This window comes from Mucilaginibacter sp. Mucisp86 (genome assembly GCF_047324315.1).
Lineage (GTDB): Bacteria > Bacteroidota > Bacteroidia > Sphingobacteriales > Sphingobacteriaceae > Mucilaginibacter.
The window spans coordinates 582,676-600,216 of the sequence record NZ_CP168503.1 but is presented as its reverse complement, the minus strand read 5'-3'; the positions used below and the strand labels follow the sequence as shown (position 1 = coordinate 600,216).

16 protein-coding genes are annotated in these 17,541 nt (G+C 40.3%); 2 read left to right on the top strand and 14 right to left on the bottom strand.

Features of this window, described 5'->3' with window-relative positions:
• Positions 1 to 53: 53 nt before the first annotated feature.
• From ACEN9X_RS02600 to ACEN9X_RS02560, 9 genes are all read right to left on the bottom strand, one after another.
• A complete protein-coding gene (locus ACEN9X_RS02600) occupies positions 54 to 1,337 on the bottom strand; it encodes a hypothetical protein (protein ID WP_413668923.1) in 1,284 nt (427 codons plus the stop codon).
• Positions 1,334 to 1,567, bottom strand: coding sequence for a hypothetical protein (locus ACEN9X_RS02595; protein WP_413668922.1), 234 nt, complete (start codon positions 1,565 to 1,567; stop codon positions 1,334 to 1,336). Before ACEN9X_RS02595 ends, ACEN9X_RS02600 begins: the two co-directional genes overlap by 4 nt.
• A gap of 104 nt (positions 1,568 to 1,671) precedes the next feature.
• Positions 1,672 to 2,259 carry a hypothetical protein gene (locus tag ACEN9X_RS02590; protein WP_413668921.1) on the bottom strand — a complete coding sequence of 196 codons (588 nt, stop codon included), beginning with the start codon at positions 2,257 to 2,259 and terminating at the stop codon, positions 1,672 to 1,674.
• A gap of 136 nt (positions 2,260 to 2,395) precedes the next feature.
• A complete protein-coding gene (locus tag ACEN9X_RS02585; RefSeq protein WP_413668920.1) occupies positions 2,396 to 3,604 on the bottom strand; it encodes a hypothetical protein in 1,209 nt (402 codons plus the stop codon).
• A 113-nt stretch (positions 3,605 to 3,717) separates the two neighbouring features.
• Positions 3,718 to 4,920 carry a head maturation protease, ClpP-related gene (locus ACEN9X_RS02580; RefSeq protein WP_413668919.1) on the bottom strand — a complete coding sequence of 401 codons (1,203 nt, stop codon included), beginning with the start codon at positions 4,918 to 4,920 and terminating at the stop codon, positions 3,718 to 3,720.
• Between the two features lie 332 nt (positions 4,921 to 5,252).
• On the bottom strand, positions 5,253 to 5,492 hold the full coding sequence (locus ACEN9X_RS02575; RefSeq protein WP_413668918.1) for a hypothetical protein: 240 nt from the start codon (positions 5,490 to 5,492) through the stop codon (positions 5,253 to 5,255).
• 106 nt (positions 5,493 to 5,598) lie between these two features.
• Positions 5,599 to 7,914, bottom strand: a complete 2,316-nt coding sequence (locus ACEN9X_RS02570; protein WP_413668917.1) for a hypothetical protein — start codon at positions 7,912 to 7,914, stop codon at positions 5,599 to 5,601.
• 326 nt (positions 7,915 to 8,240) lie between these two features.
• Complete coding sequence (locus tag ACEN9X_RS02565; RefSeq protein WP_413668916.1) at positions 8,241 to 8,810, bottom strand: hypothetical protein; 570 nt, start codon at positions 8,808 to 8,810, stop codon at positions 8,241 to 8,243.
• A gap of 89 nt (positions 8,811 to 8,899) precedes the next feature.
• Positions 8,900 to 10,948 carry a hypothetical protein gene (locus ACEN9X_RS02560; RefSeq protein WP_413668915.1) on the bottom strand — a complete coding sequence of 683 codons (2,049 nt, stop codon included), beginning with the start codon at positions 10,946 to 10,948 and terminating at the stop codon, positions 8,900 to 8,902.
• Between the two features lie 136 nt (positions 10,949 to 11,084).
• On the opposite strand from ACEN9X_RS02560, the gene ACEN9X_RS02555 reads away from it, so the two are divergent.
• Positions 11,085 to 11,531: a lipocalin family protein gene (locus ACEN9X_RS02555; RefSeq protein ID WP_413668914.1), complete on the top strand. Its 447-nt coding sequence runs from the start codon at positions 11,085 to 11,087 to the stop codon at positions 11,529 to 11,531.
• A 3-nt stretch (positions 11,532 to 11,534) separates the two neighbouring features.
• Here the strand turns inward: ACEN9X_RS02555 and ACEN9X_RS02550 are convergent, their stop codons facing one another.
• The 5 genes from ACEN9X_RS02550 to ACEN9X_RS02530 all read right to left on the bottom strand — a co-directional run bounded on the left by ACEN9X_RS02550 (position 11,535) and on the right by ACEN9X_RS02530 (position 16,857).
• Positions 11,535 to 13,640: a hypothetical protein gene (locus ACEN9X_RS02550; RefSeq protein WP_413668913.1), complete on the bottom strand. Its 2,106-nt coding sequence runs from the start codon at positions 13,638 to 13,640 to the stop codon at positions 11,535 to 11,537.
• Positions 13,641 to 13,665: 25 nt separating this feature from the next.
• Positions 13,666 to 14,106, bottom strand: coding sequence for a hypothetical protein (locus tag ACEN9X_RS02545; protein WP_413668912.1), 441 nt, complete (start codon positions 14,104 to 14,106; stop codon positions 13,666 to 13,668).
• A gap of 210 nt (positions 14,107 to 14,316) precedes the next feature.
• Positions 14,317 to 15,042 (bottom strand): hypothetical protein, encoded by a 726-nt coding sequence (locus ACEN9X_RS02540; RefSeq protein ID WP_413668911.1) that lies wholly within the window; start codon positions 15,040 to 15,042, stop codon positions 14,317 to 14,319.
• A gap of 34 nt (positions 15,043 to 15,076) precedes the next feature.
• Positions 15,077 to 16,336, bottom strand: a complete 1,260-nt coding sequence (locus ACEN9X_RS02535) for a PBSX family phage terminase large subunit (protein ID WP_413668910.1) — start codon at positions 16,334 to 16,336, stop codon at positions 15,077 to 15,079.
• Between the two features lie 50 nt (positions 16,337 to 16,386).
• A complete protein-coding gene (locus ACEN9X_RS02530) occupies positions 16,387 to 16,857 on the bottom strand; it encodes a hypothetical protein (RefSeq protein ID WP_413668909.1) in 471 nt (156 codons plus the stop codon).
• Positions 16,858 to 17,024: 167 nt separating this feature from the next.
• Between ACEN9X_RS02530 and ACEN9X_RS02525 the strand changes: the two genes are divergently transcribed.
• Entirely contained in the window at positions 17,025 to 17,531 is a 507-nt protein-coding gene (locus ACEN9X_RS02525; protein ID WP_413668908.1) for an antitoxin Xre/MbcA/ParS toxin-binding domain-containing protein, read from the top strand.
• Positions 17,532 to 17,541: the final 10 nt, after the last annotated feature.

Below are 17,541 nucleotides of genomic sequence, written 5' to 3'. Positions count from 1 at the left end.
TCTTCTTTTAATATTTAGAACTTATGACTTATAACTAAAAACTTATGACTTAATCAGGGGCATATGGCTTCAGCTTCGGCTTGTTTAAAACCGTATGCATATACCAAAGCAGCTATTTTGCTTTTTTGAGGAATGGCTGATTGCAGCAGCTCGTTGATGGCTTTTCCGGCTTTGAAGCCCGGGGTATCGTCGGCTGCTATTGCTGTTACGGGTACGATGTTCCAGTTATTGCCGGGATTAATATCTCTGTAAAAACGACTAAAGATTTCGGCAAAGGTTTCTGACAAATCGAACCTGTCGGCAGCGGTGTTATCATTAAATTCAAGAATAGCCTGTTTCTTTTCGCTGCCGTTGCTTAAGCCGGATGATTTTTCGACATTGATCAATTCTTTTGGCACCGAAAAGCCTTTGATAATCCTTGCTTCGACAGATCGTTCGGTAGTTTCAAACAGTTTGTCGTTATTTTGAATTGGATAAGCCTTGAACTCCGGTTTTGAGTTTTCATCTTCATATTCAATTACAATGATCTTTTGCGCGCTTTTTGCTCCCTGAAATGCGCCGAGATCTTTTTCAAGCTGAGATGGAACATTGATCCCTGCATATTCATTGGCATCAGGCCGGGTGTTTTCCGCCTCTTCGCGGCGCGATTGCATAAAAAGCATGGTTGAGGGCAGGAATCCGGTAGTCACTTCCCGGTTATTGAAAATTTTGATCCCGGCTTCGGTTTCAAAGTCTTCCCATACAGAATCTGCTTCAATCAGGGGGTAATCATCAACTTCCGGGTTAAAATAAAATAATTGCCCTTTGTAGTTTTCCCAGCCGCCAGCCCGGCATACCTGTTCAATGATCACCTCCGGATCAGGATTGTACCTGTCTAAAAATGCGATTTTGCTGCGCATGATATTTTTCCAGGTTTTGCGGCCCCAATCAGGGTATAGTGCGTATTTATCGGCTGTTTCCGGGGTGTCGGTATCACCCATGCGGATATCTTCAAATTTTACATAGCTTACCGATACGATCTTAAAATCGGCATTGTAATTTACATGGATTCCAAAACCCGTAAATAGTGCTTTATCGGTTGCCAAGGCTTTTAACAGTTTAGCTACAGTTAGGCCCTTAGAGTTGATTACTTGTTTTCCAAGTTCCTTTTCTTCAAACCCATTACCGGCAATAAACTTTGTTCGTTTGTTCCAGCAGTCTTTGGCAGTTGGCGATCCGGCTACCAACTCAAGCATGCGCTGCGGATAAGCGTTATCCAGGTCATAGTTAAGAATACCATAGGTTTGGTTTGGCCTCACCAGTATTCGCCGTTCAATTTGTGGTAGGTAGGTTTTCATACCGAACCTCCTTTGCCTAACATTTCATCTTCTGTTGATTGGCGCTGCTCTTTGGTCTGCTTTGCAACTCCCCCTTCAGGGGGCCGGGGGGCAAACAGTGCTTCAATATGCGGGTATCGTTGCAAATACCATTCTGCTTCTTTATCGCTCAGGTTTTCATTACAATGAACAGCTGCCGAACCGGGGGCGAACTGATGGAGACCAGGTTTAAGAATGTATTTCTTTGTCATTGTGTCATTAGTCATTTGGTCATTAGTTTTAGGTTATATCAAAAAGATGTTTTAATGGTCATTAGCCATTATTAAAAATGACTAATGACCTCATGACACAATGATTATGCTACAACCAGTGCCTCAAGCGCTGCTATGGTACTGGCGTACGTAGCGGTGCCCGATGTTGGAGCAATAGATACCGCACGGGGAGGGTAGGGCTCTTTCATTTTATCCGGATTGGTAAGTTTTAGTTTGTAACCACCGTCAAGTGATTCATCGGCCGCATTACGTTCAGCATCGGTGAGGATCAATCCGTTTACGGCGCCAAAAAGTTCAATCGCCGAATCGCTTGATTTATAATTATTAACGGCTATCGCTCGCACACGGCCGTATCCCATAGCCATAAGCAGCCCTTTGATATCAACAGATAAACCTGCAATGTTGAAATCTATCTCTTCGGTATAACGTGGGCCCACCTGTGTTTTGGCGAGTTTGGACATGGTATTGAAGCTGTTATTTGTGCCCTCAAATTTGTAAACCTTAGCGTTGCTTACTGCAGTAAGGCCTTTAACAATAAGTGGGTTGGTAGTATCATAAGTGAGTACAATATCATCTGCATTAAAAATGTAGATCACATCCTCAATACCGGAGGTGATAGGTTCATCTGTACCCAGGCTAAAACCGGCGTTTATTTTATTATAAATTGACATGGAGTTTAATTAGTGAATTAATGATTTATTGAATTAATGAATCAAGGAGTTATTGTTGAATTAATGATTTATTGAATTATACATGTGATATGAAAGCAAATTCACTAAATCACTAATTCAATAACTCAATAATTGCCTATGCAGACAGGTAAAATAGCTCGTTGGCAAATTTGAAGTTTACAGCAGCTTTCATACGGGCTTTCATGCGTACCACGTTATCATTGGTGTAAGGCTTCAGGTAAACGGTTGATAATTCTGATGCGTCACCTAAAAGGTCAACACCAAGGAATAGGTTTGAAGATCTTGCACCTAAAATAGTATTTGCCTGCCAGTGGTTCATGATCTGAAGCGGAATGCCCAGGTAGTCCATCTTTTTCATATCGGTAAAGGCGTTAATTACATTGAGTGCTTTGTTGGCCTGTGCCTGGGCATAAGCGTAACCTACATGTAACGGAATCTGTAAGTTAAAATCTTCCTGGATCCTGTCGGCTGGGTCAAGCTGGGCGTAAACGCTGCCCAATACCTGTAAAACATTGCTCACGTTGATGTAGTTTACAGTAGCCGCGGTAGTTGTGCCGCTAAAAGTTGCTGGTTTTCGGCTGTTAACATCGTTGTAATTGCGTACCAGTTTAAATGAAGTTGCACTGGCAATTTGGATAAAGTATGATTGCCCCTGGATGGCTATACCCGGTGCACCGTTAGTGATATCCTTGCTGGTGCCGGTTACTGAAGTGATTGTAACAACGTCGCCATCGGCAAGGGTTGAGGTATCTGCTACGGTTACAATGCCGTTTGCATCAATTGCAGTGGCCGCTAACGAGGTAGCGGGTTTGCTTAAACCTACTTTATAAACACCGGAAGCGGCAGCTATAGATGGGAGCAGGCCAGGAAAATCGGCGGTGAATGCTGCCTCCTTGGTAGCAGTCTTACCAAGCCAGTACAAACGCTCGTTAGCAATCTGGATTTTGGTTAAATAACGTTGTACCATAAAGTCCGAAAGGTCAACTACACCTTCGTAATCCATAAAGGCACCGGGTTTTAAGGCCTGGGCTTCCCAGCTCTGCGCAAGCTTATCCCACTGCTCCTGTTTCATAAATTCGTAAACTACCGGGTCAAGATAACTTTCGGTTTGATGAGCGGTTGTACCCTGGTCGGTAAAGATGCCCGAAGGGTTTTGCAATACAACGTCATCGTCAACATCAAGAATTACCTTGCGGGCTTTTACGTCGTTAATTACTGTGAGCAGGCCTCGTTTCACCGAATCGGCTTCTAATAATGTGCTTGCCATAAATCCTGCCAGCGCTTCGCCGGCGTAGGTGTTGTTAGTAAATGTAAATTGAGCCATAAAGTTTAGCCCCCCAGCCCCCTAAAGGGGGAGCTTTGATTGTTTTAAACGTATAGGGATAGTAAAAATGGGTTAATTAGATATGATAAGGTTTAGGTAATGTGTTGATCGGTTTAGGAGGCGATAGCCTTTTTAACCGCATTTTTTGCGATTTCGGTTTGCGGGGCAAAGAACGGAGCAGGCTCTGAATGGGCTTTATTGCTGCGCTTTGAACTTTCGGGAATAAAGGTTGACTTGATTTCGTTTTTTACCTCAGTACGTGTTTTTTGCAGGCAGTTATTAGCTTCCTCAAGCGCCGTACGGGCTTCTGTTAGCAATGCGTTTTGTGCGTGCAAGCGGGCTTTTAACTGCTGCATGCGATTTTGCACATCGTTGGTTTTTTTAGCTGATTTAAATTTACTTTCCGGCAAATCCTCGTCCTCATCTTCCGCTTCGGGGGCTTTTTCAGGATCGACAGGTGTTACACTATGGATCTTTCCTTGTTTAATATCCAGTTGTTTACCATCGGCACAGGTGTAAGTATCACTTATGGCAGGTGTAGTCATGTCTTCATCCTGGTAAACTTCGGCACCCTCTTCAATTTGCCCTGCGTGATGGAGCGTTCCCTTATCGGTGATGGTTTGCTTGTTGACAACCTTTTTAAAAAAGTTCATGATCTTGTCTAATACTGATGTCGTTTTCTCAATGAGTTCTTTGTTTTCGATGTTCATGCTGTTGTTATTTATGTTTAAGATTTTGTTAATGCATCGCTGGTAAACTGCCGGAGCTGTGCTGGTATAGTTTTTAATAAGTGCGCTGTTGGTAATCTTTGTACTGTAATCTTCGATTTGGTCGATAAAACCCAGATCAAGTGCCTGGTCTGCGGTCATCCAGGTTACTGAGTTAATTAAGCTGTTTACGGTAACTCCATCCAAGCCGGATTTGTCCATGTAGATTTGTGCCAGGCGCTCCTGAACTACATTTAGCATTTGTACATCTTTTAAAAGTTCATCGGCATTGCCGCCAGTGCCAACCATAGGTTTGTGGATCATGAGGAGCGCGTATTTGCTCATCACTACCTCGTGTCCGCCCATTGCAACAACTGATGCCGCCGAGGCGGCCAGCGCATCGATATAGGTAGTAACTTTACCGGGGTACTTTTTAAGCAGATCGTAAATGGCAATGGCATCAAATGCGCTGCCGCCTACCGAACTGATGTGTACTTCAACATCATCGCCCGCTGCTACCGCAAGCTGGGTTTGCATGTATACTGATGATAAGTTGCCTGAACCTATGCAGTCGGTTTCGGTGTCGTATAAATAAATTTTGTAGCTCATATTAAGTTGTTTTTGTCCGAAAGTCGGTAAGTGAGAAAGTCCGGCAGTGGGACTGGGCTTGTTATTTTGCCTGGAATAGCAGACTGTTTTTTTGATGTTTTATAATGCCGGTTGGCATATATCAAAGGTCGTGATTATTGCTTGTTTTGATGGTGACAGTAGTTTGTCAGTGGCTGTCTGAACCGGAATTTGTTGAATTATTTGAATGAATTGAAGTTGCCTTGGCTTGTTCTCATCATCAAGGATTTTTTTAGTTTCGGTGGATTGACATAACAAATGTCGGCATAAAATCCTTTTAATTTGGTGACAGTGTTTTGTCACTGGACGAATTTTTAAGCCACTTTTTCAGAAAAGCAATTGAGCGCGCGCCAGATAGTGCGTTCATCTTTATTGAATTTGATTTCGGCTTCAAGTACAGCTTGATTTTTAGAAATGCTGCGTGTTTGTTGTTGGGCATTTACCCATAAATAGATTTCACGATACACAAATACTTTAGTAGTGATGAACCCTGCTTTGTACATAGCAGAGAAGATCCCTTCATCAAAAAGTGTATTAGCAATTTGAATATCCATGGAGGTTAGAGGTTAGAGGTTAGAGGTTAGAGGTTAGAGGTTAGAGGTTAGAGGTTAGAGGTTAGAGGTTAGAGGTATGTTTATTGTGATGATTGGCATAATTTATTTAAAGGTTTACACGATTAATTGTTTGGGCAAGTATATTTTGTTGATTATTAATATCCTTAACATCAACATAAACAGGAGGGAAGTTATTGATCATTTGATAGGCCAGCGTATTGGCCAGATCTTTTACATCATTAACCGGTTGATTGTAATATCGGTTAGCATTGCCACCATCAGTAAATATGCCGCCTACGGCATAACCACGGCCGGGATTGGGTATTGAAAAGTCGCGGCCGCCATGCGCCACATTTATAGCACTTACCAGGTTGCGGGCCCATGGATTGCGCATGGCTTCGGATACTACAATGGCTTCGCCCGAGCGGAGGTAGGCGTTTGTATTATCCGTACGGCTATAGCCCGGCAACAACGCACCGCGGCCGTCCGACTGATAATGCAGACCACCTTTAGCATATTGCGGTGGTTTTTGAGCCACGATAGTGGCAACCTGAATAGCGGTAGAAGCAATTATTCCTGGTATTACAAAAGGAGCTAATATACCAGTTTGTGAGGTAGCCTTGGTTACCGCCAACGCCCCGTTTATAACAGCTTGAAGTATAGATGCTTTCTGTTCTGCTTTAAAAGCTTTAACTTTTTCGGCGGCTTCCTTTTTTTGATATTTATCCTCAATCCCTTTTTTCTGAGTGTTTGTCAGGTTTTTATTACTCAATTCGGCTGCTTTGTCTTTTTCTAATCCCCTTATCCTGGCATCGCTTTCAGTTTTAATGTTATTTTGAATGATAGAAAAAGCTTTGTCGGCCACTTGTTGCGCGCTTTGCAAGGCGAACTCTCTGCGTTGTTGCTCGTATTGCTGAGTTAAGGCTGTAATATCCTTTTGCTTTTGATCTTCCAGCGCTTTGATTTTTTCGGCGTTACCAGCGGCGAGGCCTATCTCATAGGTATACTTATCATTAATAAGCTGTTTTTCGGCATCTAATTTTTGGCCAGGTAATAGTGCTTTATCAACCTTTTTCTGATCCTTTGCCATGATATCCTCATGCTGGTGGGCATCAATCATGGCTTGCATTTGCTTTTGCGCTTCAGCAAAATCATTTTTATTAAAAAATTGGATCTTATCGCCAATACCAAGATGAAACTTCTGCTGAAGCTGCTCGCTTTTTTTGTTGTAATCTTCCTGGCTGATCAGCTTTTCATCTAATTGTTTATTTAGTAGCGCGAGCTCGGTGTCATAGTTTTGTTTATCGAGTTCAATTTGTTTGGCAAATGTAATGGCTTGGGCCTGCAATAATTGGGCACCACGGGAAGTATCTATTTTATGTTCTTTTTTATGAGGAGTAGTATCGGTATCAAAATTGTCCCAAAAGCTCATGCCCATTTTTTTTGCAGTTTCGGCGGCTTGTTTCTGGAATCCGGCGGCTATGTTTTTTAATTTGTTCATTTCGTCAGTTGCGTTTGCCGCTGCTTCTGCCCGTCGTTTATCAGCTTGTTTCTTCTTCTCTTTATCAGCCAACTCACCTGCGTTTGGTATGCCCATTGACCCTTCGCCGGCGGCACCCGCGTTTCTGTTTAAAGCGTCCATCAGCTTGTCCCAAAAAGTGAGAGAATCGTCGTCCGACTTTAATTTGGCTTGTTCTGCCTCATAAGCTTTCTTAGCTGCGTCCTGAAGGGCCAACTGAGCCGCAGCTTTGTACAAAGTCATTTTTATATAAGCATCACCATCTTTAGTTATTTTATTTTCGACTTCAGCCAATGATGATGCTTTTCCCATGGTTTTGCCCAAGGTTTCATTATACTGATTTAATACGTCCTTTTTCTTAAGAAAGCCGCTCCGGGCTAAGCCAACATTTATCTTTAACTCGTCTAATTGTTGAATTGCTTTTGAATAGTCGCTGCTACCGAAAGCCTTATTTAAAGAATCCAGACTGAGCTTTGCCTTATCAATAGCATCTTTGCCTTTTGATAAGGAAGCAATCCACTTCAATATTTCAGGGCCATAAATAGTTAATATTGTTAATCCCCCGCTTAAAACGTTGGTAAATGTCAAAAAGCCCGCTTTTAAACCTTCAATAATGCCTTTCCATATTGAAAACGTAGAAGAAAGTGTTGACAAAGTTTCCTGAAATTTATTGCCGCCTTTTGTTGCCGCCTCATTTTGTTCGTTTAATTTTTTAATTGAGTCGGTTAATTTGTTCAGGTCTTTATCTAAGGCCTCCACATTTTCCGAGAAGTTTTTTATTGGTTTGCCAAGGTTGCTTATGGTATTTTTTAAATTAATAAACGCCTGGTTATATTTTTCGATCTGCGCATCGGAATTATTCATATCCGAAAATATCGGATCTTCATTGTTATGATTTGCCATTTTGGTTATTTAATTAAGGTGATGATTTGTAATAAAAAACAACTATCAATCAGCATTGATAGTTCATTGAGAGTGTATGGGAAATGTGGATATTTATGAAATAAATGCTTATTGGCATAGTTTGATAATCAAAGTCACATTTATAAAACATGAATGATGTCAATTTTTACGACTTGAATGCATCAAAATTTTTAATAATTATTTGTGCGATATGAAGTTTATTTAAATGTAATTGCCCGATTTAATGAGAGTTAAATTGTGTTGCTGTGCAATTGGTCTATTTTATTTTGCGATGGTGTGTGACTTATTATATTACCAGCTAACTTCTATTTCATTTTAGTTATGTCTTCTATTTTAAAATCAAATTTAGGGTTTGAAAAAGTAGACTCTTCGCTATCTAAGCTGTTCCTAACTTCAACAATATTATCTTTTAATGTTTTTTGGAATTTGCCGGTTACTAATACCTTATCATCTCTTAATAATTCTTTTAATTTATCTTTAAGCGGGTCTTGCGGTTTAATTATTGCCGATAATATTATGTTTCTAACATCGGGATACTTTTGGCTCGGATCTAAATCGGCATCTTTAGTTATCAATAATGTAATCTCAATATAATCAGTAGGGGCGCTATAAATCTCGATCTGACTAACAATAGCTTGCCATTGATTGAATTTTGCGTGTAACGTATCTGTTATAAATTTACTTAGTTGAGCTCGTTGTTTTTCAAGTATTTCCGCTTTTTTAATATTGTTTTTTTCGCCGGAATAAATAGAATCGGCTGCACGAAATTTTCTTACAAAAGCCAATTCATCAGTGGGCCTATTATCAATTGATTTTATAGGCTCACAGCCAACAATAATGAATAATGGCAGCAATAAAGTTCTTGATAGTTTCATGTAAGTGATAATTTAGATTTTGCTAATTTTATTGGTAAATATACAATATATCTATTGAGGTACAAATGATATTTTAAAATGAATATTTATCATCCCATTTTTACTAATTCTACTTTTGTGGGTTGCCCTTTACGCCAACTATCAATCTTGTTGATGTAATAATAGCAACTATCCTGCTCAAGATAAACGGGAATGAGTAAATCAAGTTCAAGGATATCGCGCGGCGTAAGCAAAAAATAACGTACTACTTTTTTTGTTTGGGTAAGTATTTTTTCAAGCTGGGGGTAATAGTTTGTTTTTAAGCCTGGTAATATATTGCCATTAGTCCCGGGTTTGTCGGAAAAACAAAGGTTAAACTCGCCATCGGGCTTGTAAAAATAGGGCACCGATACAAAGTCATTTACTGTTACAGTTTTCTCGCCATCCGTAAATTTTACCGTGGGGGCATCTTTAAGATTAAGCAGGTTTAGTTTCTGATCGACCAGTATTCTAGGTGATGTGCTGATACTGAAGCCGTTAGTGTTGTTGTCAGGATCGAGTTTTTTGATTTGTGCTATGGTGCCGCCTATAAATGCCCGGTTAAGAGTGGGAGCAAACTGGCTTTCAAACAGATCTGCGCTGGCTGGCAAGGTTTTGTCATTAACTTTAATTTCCGAGTCGGCGAACTTTTTAGGCAGCACATTATCATCATCTTTGTATTGCATGTAATTAACCTGGGCATAGCCGCCGAGCTGAAAATTTATGGTTTTACCCTGATCGATACACTGGCTTGTCCAGTTTTTTGCGATTGGAATGTTGGCAACAATATCTGCAAATGAATTAAAGGACACAGTTCGGGTACTATTATCGGTTTGGCATACAATGCCGAAACGCTGTAATGTATCTTTCAGCAGATCTTTCTGGCTTATATCCGGAAAAATGCGTTCACACTGTATCTGTTGCCCATATAAAACCGGCTTTTGGTCAACATCGAACCTAAATACAGCACCTTTGTGGATGAAAACGGTGGTATTATAACGATGCAGGTGATAAGTGATGAATACAGAATCGCCTTTATTAAGTTCAAAATCGTATGTGAGTTTTAAATTCTTAACCGGTTCTGTACGCTCACGGGTATTAGGGGGATAAGCCTTATCAGTAAAGTTGATAGTTTGCTTTGCCACTTCACTTTCATGACCATTCGCTTCTCGGTAGTTTATGATGAGTTCGAAATATCCGTTATCGCCGGTATTCGCGATGCCATGCATATCCAAATCAAGAATTAAGCTTGCAGTGCCATTGACACGATTTGTTGCATGATATTCCTGGAAGCCAATTGGTAACGTTTTGTCTGTAACATGCTTAGCATTCATGCCTAATCGACCACCGTCAATTACAAGCTCATTTTTTGTTACGTATAATAATGATTCTGATTTACTTAAGCCATCAATAGAATTCTGAAAATCTGAACCGTGCTCAAATTCATCATTTGCAAACTGGCAAATGAGCTTAGGGTACAACTCGTTTTTAAGCAAAGATCCGGTCGCCTTATATCCTATGTTGCTTATCATTAGTTCGATAGCTGTTTTAATGAAAAAGCCGGGGCGCATGGTGTACGCATCCAAAGGTTTATCAAAATCAACCTCGTTTATTGATCCATAATCAACAACGGGCCATATCCAGCCGTCTGTCTTTTTTTGTGACGCAACAATGGTATCCAAATTCCAGGGGTGGTCATAAACCTGCCATGGCAGCCTTTTACCCAAATTGGATGTCGAGTTGCTGCTATCGCCCATATCATAAATCTTTCCTTCCAATGCATCAAAAAAATCTACGTTGCCGCTTAGTATAGTAATGTTGGCTATATTCTGCTCAATGCTGTTAAGTACAGCCAGCCCATAAGGAATAATCTCAAGGCCATCCTGGATAATTTTTGCCTGGTAATTATCATAAGGGAGGGTTGTGGTAAAAGCTATATCATCCGGGAAACCCAGAATTTGCCGGTTACGCTGTGTCAATGGTATCTTAAACTGGTTGCTGGTGTTTCCCTGCTGGTTTTTTACCTCGGCCAGGTTGTTAATCTGGAAGGTGAGGGCTATAGGACTGTCATCGGCCAGGTCGACCAATTGGTCATTAATATAAAGTTGTATCTGATTCATGAAATTAATAAATGATGATTTTGAGTACGGTAAAAAGTGGAGATACTAAAACAATTGGTTTATTATCAATAAATTATTAAGTTTAACTGTTGCTTTCGTCTCCCGGGTTGTAAACCTAAAACAGCACACTATGCATATGAGATATTTTTTTGTAGTTGCTGTGTTGGCATGCTGCGTGGCATCATGTAAAAAAGATAACAATGCCGCTAATCCTGAAATTACAATAGTGGGTAAGTGGTATCTTAAAAAATATCATACCCGTAGTTATAAGAATGATATACTGGTGCGGGATACTTCCAAATCAAATTATACATCTACAGATTTCGAGTTATTTAATGCTGATGGCTCAGGCTATACCTCCAACCTCACACCTGCGGGTGAAACTGAGCTAATTAAATACAACTATACATTAAACGGAAAAACTTTGATGATAACCCAAAATACGCCTGCTCTTTATGAAGGTACTTATACCATAATTCAGCTTACTGAGAATACGCTTGAAGTTACTTATGAAAGTGCAGTTGTGTATAATGGCGATCATTACCGGGGAATTGATAACATACTTTTTAAAAAACAGCCGTAGCCTTTATTGGGTTTGAATGTTTATTGACGGTATATTGAATGTAACGCTAAAAGGAGCCCGACCATTTCGGGTTTCATATTCGCTATATGTTGCTGTATTTATTACCACAGTTTGCCATTTAACAGGATTTTTATTTATCAGCATTTGAACCTTTGGCGAATATTTTATGGACTGCAGTCCACGGATGTCATTTACAGAAAGATCTTCGGCTATTACTTTCATTTTTTGCCCTGCGCTTTTACTGATCACTTCCTCAATTCCTTCCTGGGTTTGCCAGTTTTGTACGTAGTTTTTGATGATAACGGCATTTTGAACATCGAGACTTATTTCCTGGTTAAATACAAAACGGTAATAGTTCCACGCACCACTTAACCCGATCCATCTTAAATATACTGAGTTGTCGTCAACAGCATCATCTATTCTAACGGTTTGTACTTTAGTTAATGAATGCGAACCATTTTCATCGTCATACCTGATCTGCATATTAAAGTAATAAGCTTCAGGTGGGAAATTGGCACTAACCATCAACCGGTGAAGGCCGGCAGGGCCTGCTAATGGCATCACAAAAGATGTTTGGTTCCCAATACTAAATTTACTGCCATCTTCATTCAGGATCCATGAATCATCTTCATTTTGCAGGTGGTCGGGTTCATAACTACCAGGTAATGAATTCCGGTTAATATCAAGTAAGGTGAGCTGGCAATAAGGCTGAAGGTTTGTCATTTCATCAGTAAAGAGATACCCTATATCAAAAGGATATCCTGCGGAGTATGCAGGTTCTTTGAAATCTGTTATCCACTGTGCAGGTGAGTTAACATTTGGTACATAAGCAGCAAGATTACCACCATATTTATCTCCAAGCTGTTTGGCTGCATAAACTACGTAGTATGGATGTTGGATTTGATTGAAGTTACTTGTAAATCCCTCGGTTGATCCATCGTCATAATGCCAGGCATACTCAACCATAAAGCTGGTACATAGATTGGTATCCGCATAATCAACCTGGTTGTAGTTGTTATTATCTGCAGGGCGTAATAAACTTTGCAAAAAGTTTGACAGATCGGCTTTTATCAGCCCTGTATTATCCGGCCGGTTTACTGATTTGATAGTGGATAGGGTATTGGTAAACGGATCGGTATAAGTAATACGTGTATGCAGTTCATAATAGGGGTACATACTGTTTATATTGATAAAACCAGTTGTATCGCTACTTGCAAAAAGCGTGTTGATCACAATAGTATTAATACCGCTAACTTTTTCAATGGTATAAACTCCTTTATAAGCAGCGGTATTTATATAGATTTTATCTCCTGCCTTCACTTTTGGTAAACCTGTATTGGGATCAATGAAGTTGGCATTGACGCTGATGATAGTGTGTCCTTGCCCGCTATCAGCTGTTATACTTTTAATAGTGAAATCTTTTCGTTGATAGGTAAACACAACGGGGTTAAATGCCGCATTCCATCGTGAAACATACCCATCGGGCAGCGTAACTGAAGGATCGCCGGTTAACAGGTTTGTAGATGTTAAAATGCTGATGTCTGCTGAGTCGGTGCACCCTAACGGATTACTGTCTTTTACCAATATGTGTTTTAATCCGCCGCTCAGGTTTGAAAAAACAGGAGAGGTTTGCCAGGTTATGCCCAGATCTATACTGTATAATATAGATGCAAAACTTGAGGTTGCATTAACTGTAATTTGGGCATCGGAGGCCCCTGGAGCCGATTCAATCTTGTTAATATCTATATAGTTTATCTTTAGGTCACATACAGAGGGATTAGTGGAGGGACTATTTCCGGCTTTTACAGAAATTAGGGTGAACGACACATAATCGCTCCGGATCATATCTCCCTGGGGGCTGTACTCGTAATCTCTGATTACACCCGAATAGAGAGGGAATGACTGCCCGGCTACAGTAACGGTGTAATTACTTGTTATACCGTTTTGGTTGCGCTGATAAGTAACCTCGCAGTTATTTCCATTAGTAGGTTGTTTGGTATCTGCATCAATAATGCTGATGAATATATCGCCCTGGTCAATCTGTCCTCCATTTTGATCGGGATAGGTTGTTGAGCTGATGATTTCATTAATTATAGCTGTTATTTTCATTGTTTGTCAATTGGATTTAACCAGGTTAAAAAATATCAAAATACATAGTTGACAACGTTATGGTTAAGCCTACGCCTGTGGTGTTAACATCAAACTTGTTATAAACCGGCACACATTTAGCTTTTTGCCCGGCTTTTACTCTAAAGTACCTGCCTTCGCCTTCACGGTATTGTGAGGCTTTCACCACAAATTGATTAGCCATTTGCAATGCCTGAGATACATATATTTCATTTTCGGACGTGAACTGCCCAAAGTCTGTTTTGAACAGAAATTCCATGTAAATAGCAAACGTATTATCTACTGAGCCATTAACCTGCGCACTTACTTCGATAGATTGAAGCGGATAAAGGAACACGCAGGGAAAGGTGATGCCGTCTGCCAGGGTGTTTAGTTCAGTCTGGGTGCCATAGGCAAATGTTGGGTTATCATTAAGTGTTTGTACTATAGCTTCTATTTGGTTACGCATAAAAATTAAAACCCCGATCCCTGATTGGGGCTGGTTAAGTGTTCAGTGCCTTGCAGGGAGTAGGCGTTTAAGTTGAGGATTGAGATAGCTCGCTATATCGCTTTTGATATTCGGCTTCAGTTTTATTGAGGAGTAGCTTGGTGAGGATACGCTCATATGGTATACTCATGATCTGGTGCCACTTGGTAATATCACCGCCTGCCAAGGAGTTTATAGTGTTGATATACTTAAATTTTTCGAACGATTGGATGCCCGCCCTTTTTTCAAGCGCGGTAGGAGCCGATGCCAAAAGTTTGTTTTCGGTATCGATAAGTTGGGATAACAGGTAAAAAAATGTTTCGAGATGGGCAGCGCCTCCGTTACCCGTAGTTTTTTAACTTCATCAATAAAGCTTTCAACCTCGTATTCGCTATATTTTTTACCTGTTGCCCGGCAATAAAAATATTGTGCCAGTACCTGGCAGCAGGCGTTTAACGAAGGGTTAAAATGCTCCTGCCAATCGTTTTCTCCATGGGTTTTTATGTGGGTGTTTATTTCTTCGGTTATGATGTCGCGTGCAGCCATAAAAGCGCCTGCGGGTTCAATCGATAGGTTTTGCATTACTTTTACTTTTACTTTTGTTTTTTGGGGCGATATTTCGTTGGCGCCCAACATTGTAAAAATTATTTCTTTGGGGATCTCATTACTGTTATACAGGTATTTGATTTGGTACGATAGTGAAAGTACTGCCTCTCCAAACTGATGCAGGTCATCATAGTTTTTGATGTTTTGAAGCTCGTTTACCGGGATGCCGGAAAGTATACTGATGGCTTCAATATCCGTTATATCGGGTCGGGCTTGTAAATCCATCATTTGGCCAAGGGTAATCTCATTTAATTGGGTTGGCATCTGAATGCGCAGCTTGCCATCGGTGGTTTTTAATATTCGTTCTGTCATAATTATAAAGCCTGTATTGTTTTAATAACGTATGTCAAATCAGTCCGTGTAATGCGTTGGTTTGCCGACTGCCTGGCAAGTGCGGCAGACGGGACTGAAGTTTGCCTGCGCTGCTTATTTTTAATTTATTAAGGGCGATATATCTTAGCGGATCTATCAGGTGGTTCCATGAATCAACCGGCTCGTTAATTGCTTTGCCTGTTGCATCTATGCGCCATTTGTAACGGTTAAGCTCGTTACGGAGGTTTACACTGTTGCGGGTTACATTTATTTTGTATCGTTTAAGGATATCAATAGAATTTTTAACACTGTCGGGCCCTTTTTTTGCCGGGGTAACACGCCATCCAAGCCGTTTTAACTCTTCTATTGATTTGGGCTCTGCGCTATCGGCAATAATCTCATTATTAATACCTACTCCCGCATCTTTCAATTTTGCAGATATATCGGTGTTGGTTAATCCTGTTGCATAAAGTAGCTCATTTGCCCACAGTTCACCATTTTGCTGATATACCTCAACGCATCCTGTTTCATCATTGGTAAAACCAAAATCCAGGCCAAGGGCTATCAAGCGGGCATCGGCAGGGATTGCCTCACAGATGTACCAGTTGTCAAATATAAGTCCGTTTATTTTTCCTGTTAAGCCGCGGGCGTATACCTTCCAAAGTTCAAAATCGACGCTTTTTAGCGCTTCGATTTTATCATGGACTTCCGCCCCTAAAAATGGATTATGCCTGTGATCGGATACAATGAGTTGTACTCCTGGTTTGCCAATTAAATGCTCATGTACCCAAAAGCCTGTATTGGGGTTGTAATCAATAAAAATGCGCTTTTTAGTACGTAATGCCAGTTCTGTATATACATCCCACGTGAGGCCATTTGCTTCATTGATGAACAGATAATCGCGCTTGCCCGATTTTGCATCCTGGCTGTTATCATAACTCTTAAACTCGATCAAACTGCCATTAACAAACTCAAAAATACGGTCGCTTTTATTATAGCTTTTTATTTTGGCCTGTAATATTGCCGAAGAACTATATATGTTAATCGCATCGCGCAGGGCACCTGCTTTAAGGTTAGGGATGTCCTGTCCAACAATGGTGATTACCTGTTTGGGCTTTTCGCAGGCAAGGCAAAACAGCGCCTGTTCAATGGCGAACGTTTTACCGCTACTGGTACCTCCCTGGTTAACTACCACATGTGCCGTTGAGAGGTAATTTTGTTTGAACAGCACGGAGCAGTGGAAATCTTCCGGTTCTTTAAATTCAATTTCGGCATTTATTTCTTCATCGGTCATGGTTTTAATTGTTAATCTGGTTGATAATTTATCAACCAGAGATGTTGGTATTATAGCTTTACATCTTTTTCACTGCCGGCCGGAGCAGGACCGGAGTCAACTATATGTACTTTTAAATTATTATCTGCGTTGGTATTAGCAGATGGTGAGTCAGGTTTTTCAGTCCATCCCATACTTTTTAATGCGAACATTGCGCCCGTTGTATTTTGATGTAAATGAGCTTCATAACATGCCTCTACGCGTAAAATTCCCTGTTTAACAGCTTTCGAAAAACGGCCATGATGTACATAATCATGAAACTCCTGGCGGCTGCTAAAGCCAAGGGCAAGGGCTAAAGCTGATAAGGTTGCAGGTTCGGGGTCCCTATCCCAAACTTTGTGTTCAATAGTTTCTACATTGTCTTTATTGTTTTTTGCGGGTTTGTGTTCAAGGTGATATTCACCTTTTATATTGTCGAAATAATGATCAATAAGCTGCTTAACCTGGGCGGCGTTATTGCAGGAAGATATGTTGAGTTTCATTATGTTTATAATGCCGAATGGCATAAAAGAATAACCAAATATCGGAAATGTTTTCTGTAATTGCTAATTTTATTGGTAATTTTTTACTGAGTATAATTAATAGAATAATTAGCATGTAAGTGAATGTAAATATTTTCTTTTTTAATAGAAAATATTTACATTTGTGTATGAGCAAAGCAATCAAAAATCGTAATACAGGTATTGAAGCCAGGCAGGGGCAGGCTGCATCGCACCCATATGTATTTACAGATGCGCCTATGCAGGCCTTTAATGATCTGCTGGTACCTTATGAAACTTATTTTAAATCGCCCTTAGCTAAGCTTGGTGCTATAAAACAAGGGTTACACTCAAATGCCATCACTGATTTATTAAAAGTAACCGGTGCTACTCAGGGTGATATTGCCAAATGGTTACATATCACCGAGCCTACTTTGCGTAAACATTTGCAAAGTGCACATGAGTTAAACCAGGGGCTTAGCGAGCATATTATCCAACTTTTTGAACTTTTTGATAAAGGCCTTGATACCTTTGGCTCTCTTGATGAATTTAAAGGCTGGTTAAAGCATTATAACCCGGGCATTGATGCCATTCCTTATGATTTACTTGATACAATAACAGGCATCAGTATTGTAATAAGTCAGCTTATACGTATTGATTACGGTGTGCTTGCATAATATCAATTAT

Excerpts from the sequence above, each read along its gene's own strand:
- ACEN9X_RS02600 (WP_413668923.1), bottom strand. The coding sequence starts at position 1,337 with ATGAAAACCTACCTACCACAAATTGAACGGCGAATACTGGTGAGGCCA.
- ACEN9X_RS02595 (WP_413668922.1), bottom strand. The coding sequence starts at position 1,567 with ATGACAAAGAAATACATTCTTAAACCTGGTCTCCATCAGTTCGCCCCC.
- ACEN9X_RS02590 (WP_413668921.1), bottom strand. The coding sequence starts at position 2,259 with ATGTCAATTTATAATAAAATAAACGCCGGTTTTAGCCTGGGTACAGAT.
- ACEN9X_RS02585 (WP_413668920.1), bottom strand. The coding sequence starts at position 3,604 with ATGGCTCAATTTACATTTACTAACAACACCTACGCCGGCGAAGCGCTG.
- ACEN9X_RS02580 (WP_413668919.1), bottom strand. The coding sequence starts at position 4,920 with ATGAGCTACAAAATTTATTTATACGACACCGAAACCGACTGCATAGGT.
- ACEN9X_RS02575 (WP_413668918.1), bottom strand. The coding sequence starts at position 5,492 with ATGGATATTCAAATTGCTAATACACTTTTTGATGAAGGGATCTTCTCT.
- ACEN9X_RS02570 (WP_413668917.1), bottom strand. The coding sequence starts at position 7,914 with ATGGCAAATCATAACAATGAAGATCCGATATTTTCGGATATGAATAAT.
- ACEN9X_RS02565 (WP_413668916.1), bottom strand. The coding sequence starts at position 8,810 with ATGAAACTATCAAGAACTTTATTGCTGCCATTATTCATTATTGTTGGC.
- ACEN9X_RS02560 (WP_413668915.1), bottom strand. The coding sequence starts at position 10,948 with ATGAATCAGATACAACTTTATATTAATGACCAATTGGTCGACCTGGCC.
- ACEN9X_RS02555 (WP_413668914.1), top strand. The coding sequence starts at position 11,085 with ATGAGATATTTTTTTGTAGTTGCTGTGTTGGCATGCTGCGTGGCATCA.
- ACEN9X_RS02550 (WP_413668913.1), bottom strand. The coding sequence starts at position 13,640 with ATGAAAATAACAGCTATAATTAATGAAATCATCAGCTCAACAACCTAT.
- ACEN9X_RS02545 (WP_413668912.1), bottom strand. The coding sequence starts at position 14,106 with ATGCGTAACCAAATAGAAGCTATAGTACAAACACTTAATGATAACCCA.
- ACEN9X_RS02540 (WP_413668911.1), bottom strand. The coding sequence starts at position 15,042 with ATGACAGAACGAATATTAAAAACCACCGATGGCAAGCTGCGCATTCAG.
- ACEN9X_RS02535 (WP_413668910.1), bottom strand. The coding sequence starts at position 16,336 with ATGACCGATGAAGAAATAAATGCCGAAATTGAATTTAAAGAACCGGAA.
- ACEN9X_RS02530 (WP_413668909.1), bottom strand. The coding sequence starts at position 16,857 with ATGAAACTCAACATATCTTCCTGCAATAACGCCGCCCAGGTTAAGCAG.
- ACEN9X_RS02525 (WP_413668908.1), top strand. The coding sequence starts at position 17,025 with ATGAGCAAAGCAATCAAAAATCGTAATACAGGTATTGAAGCCAGGCAG.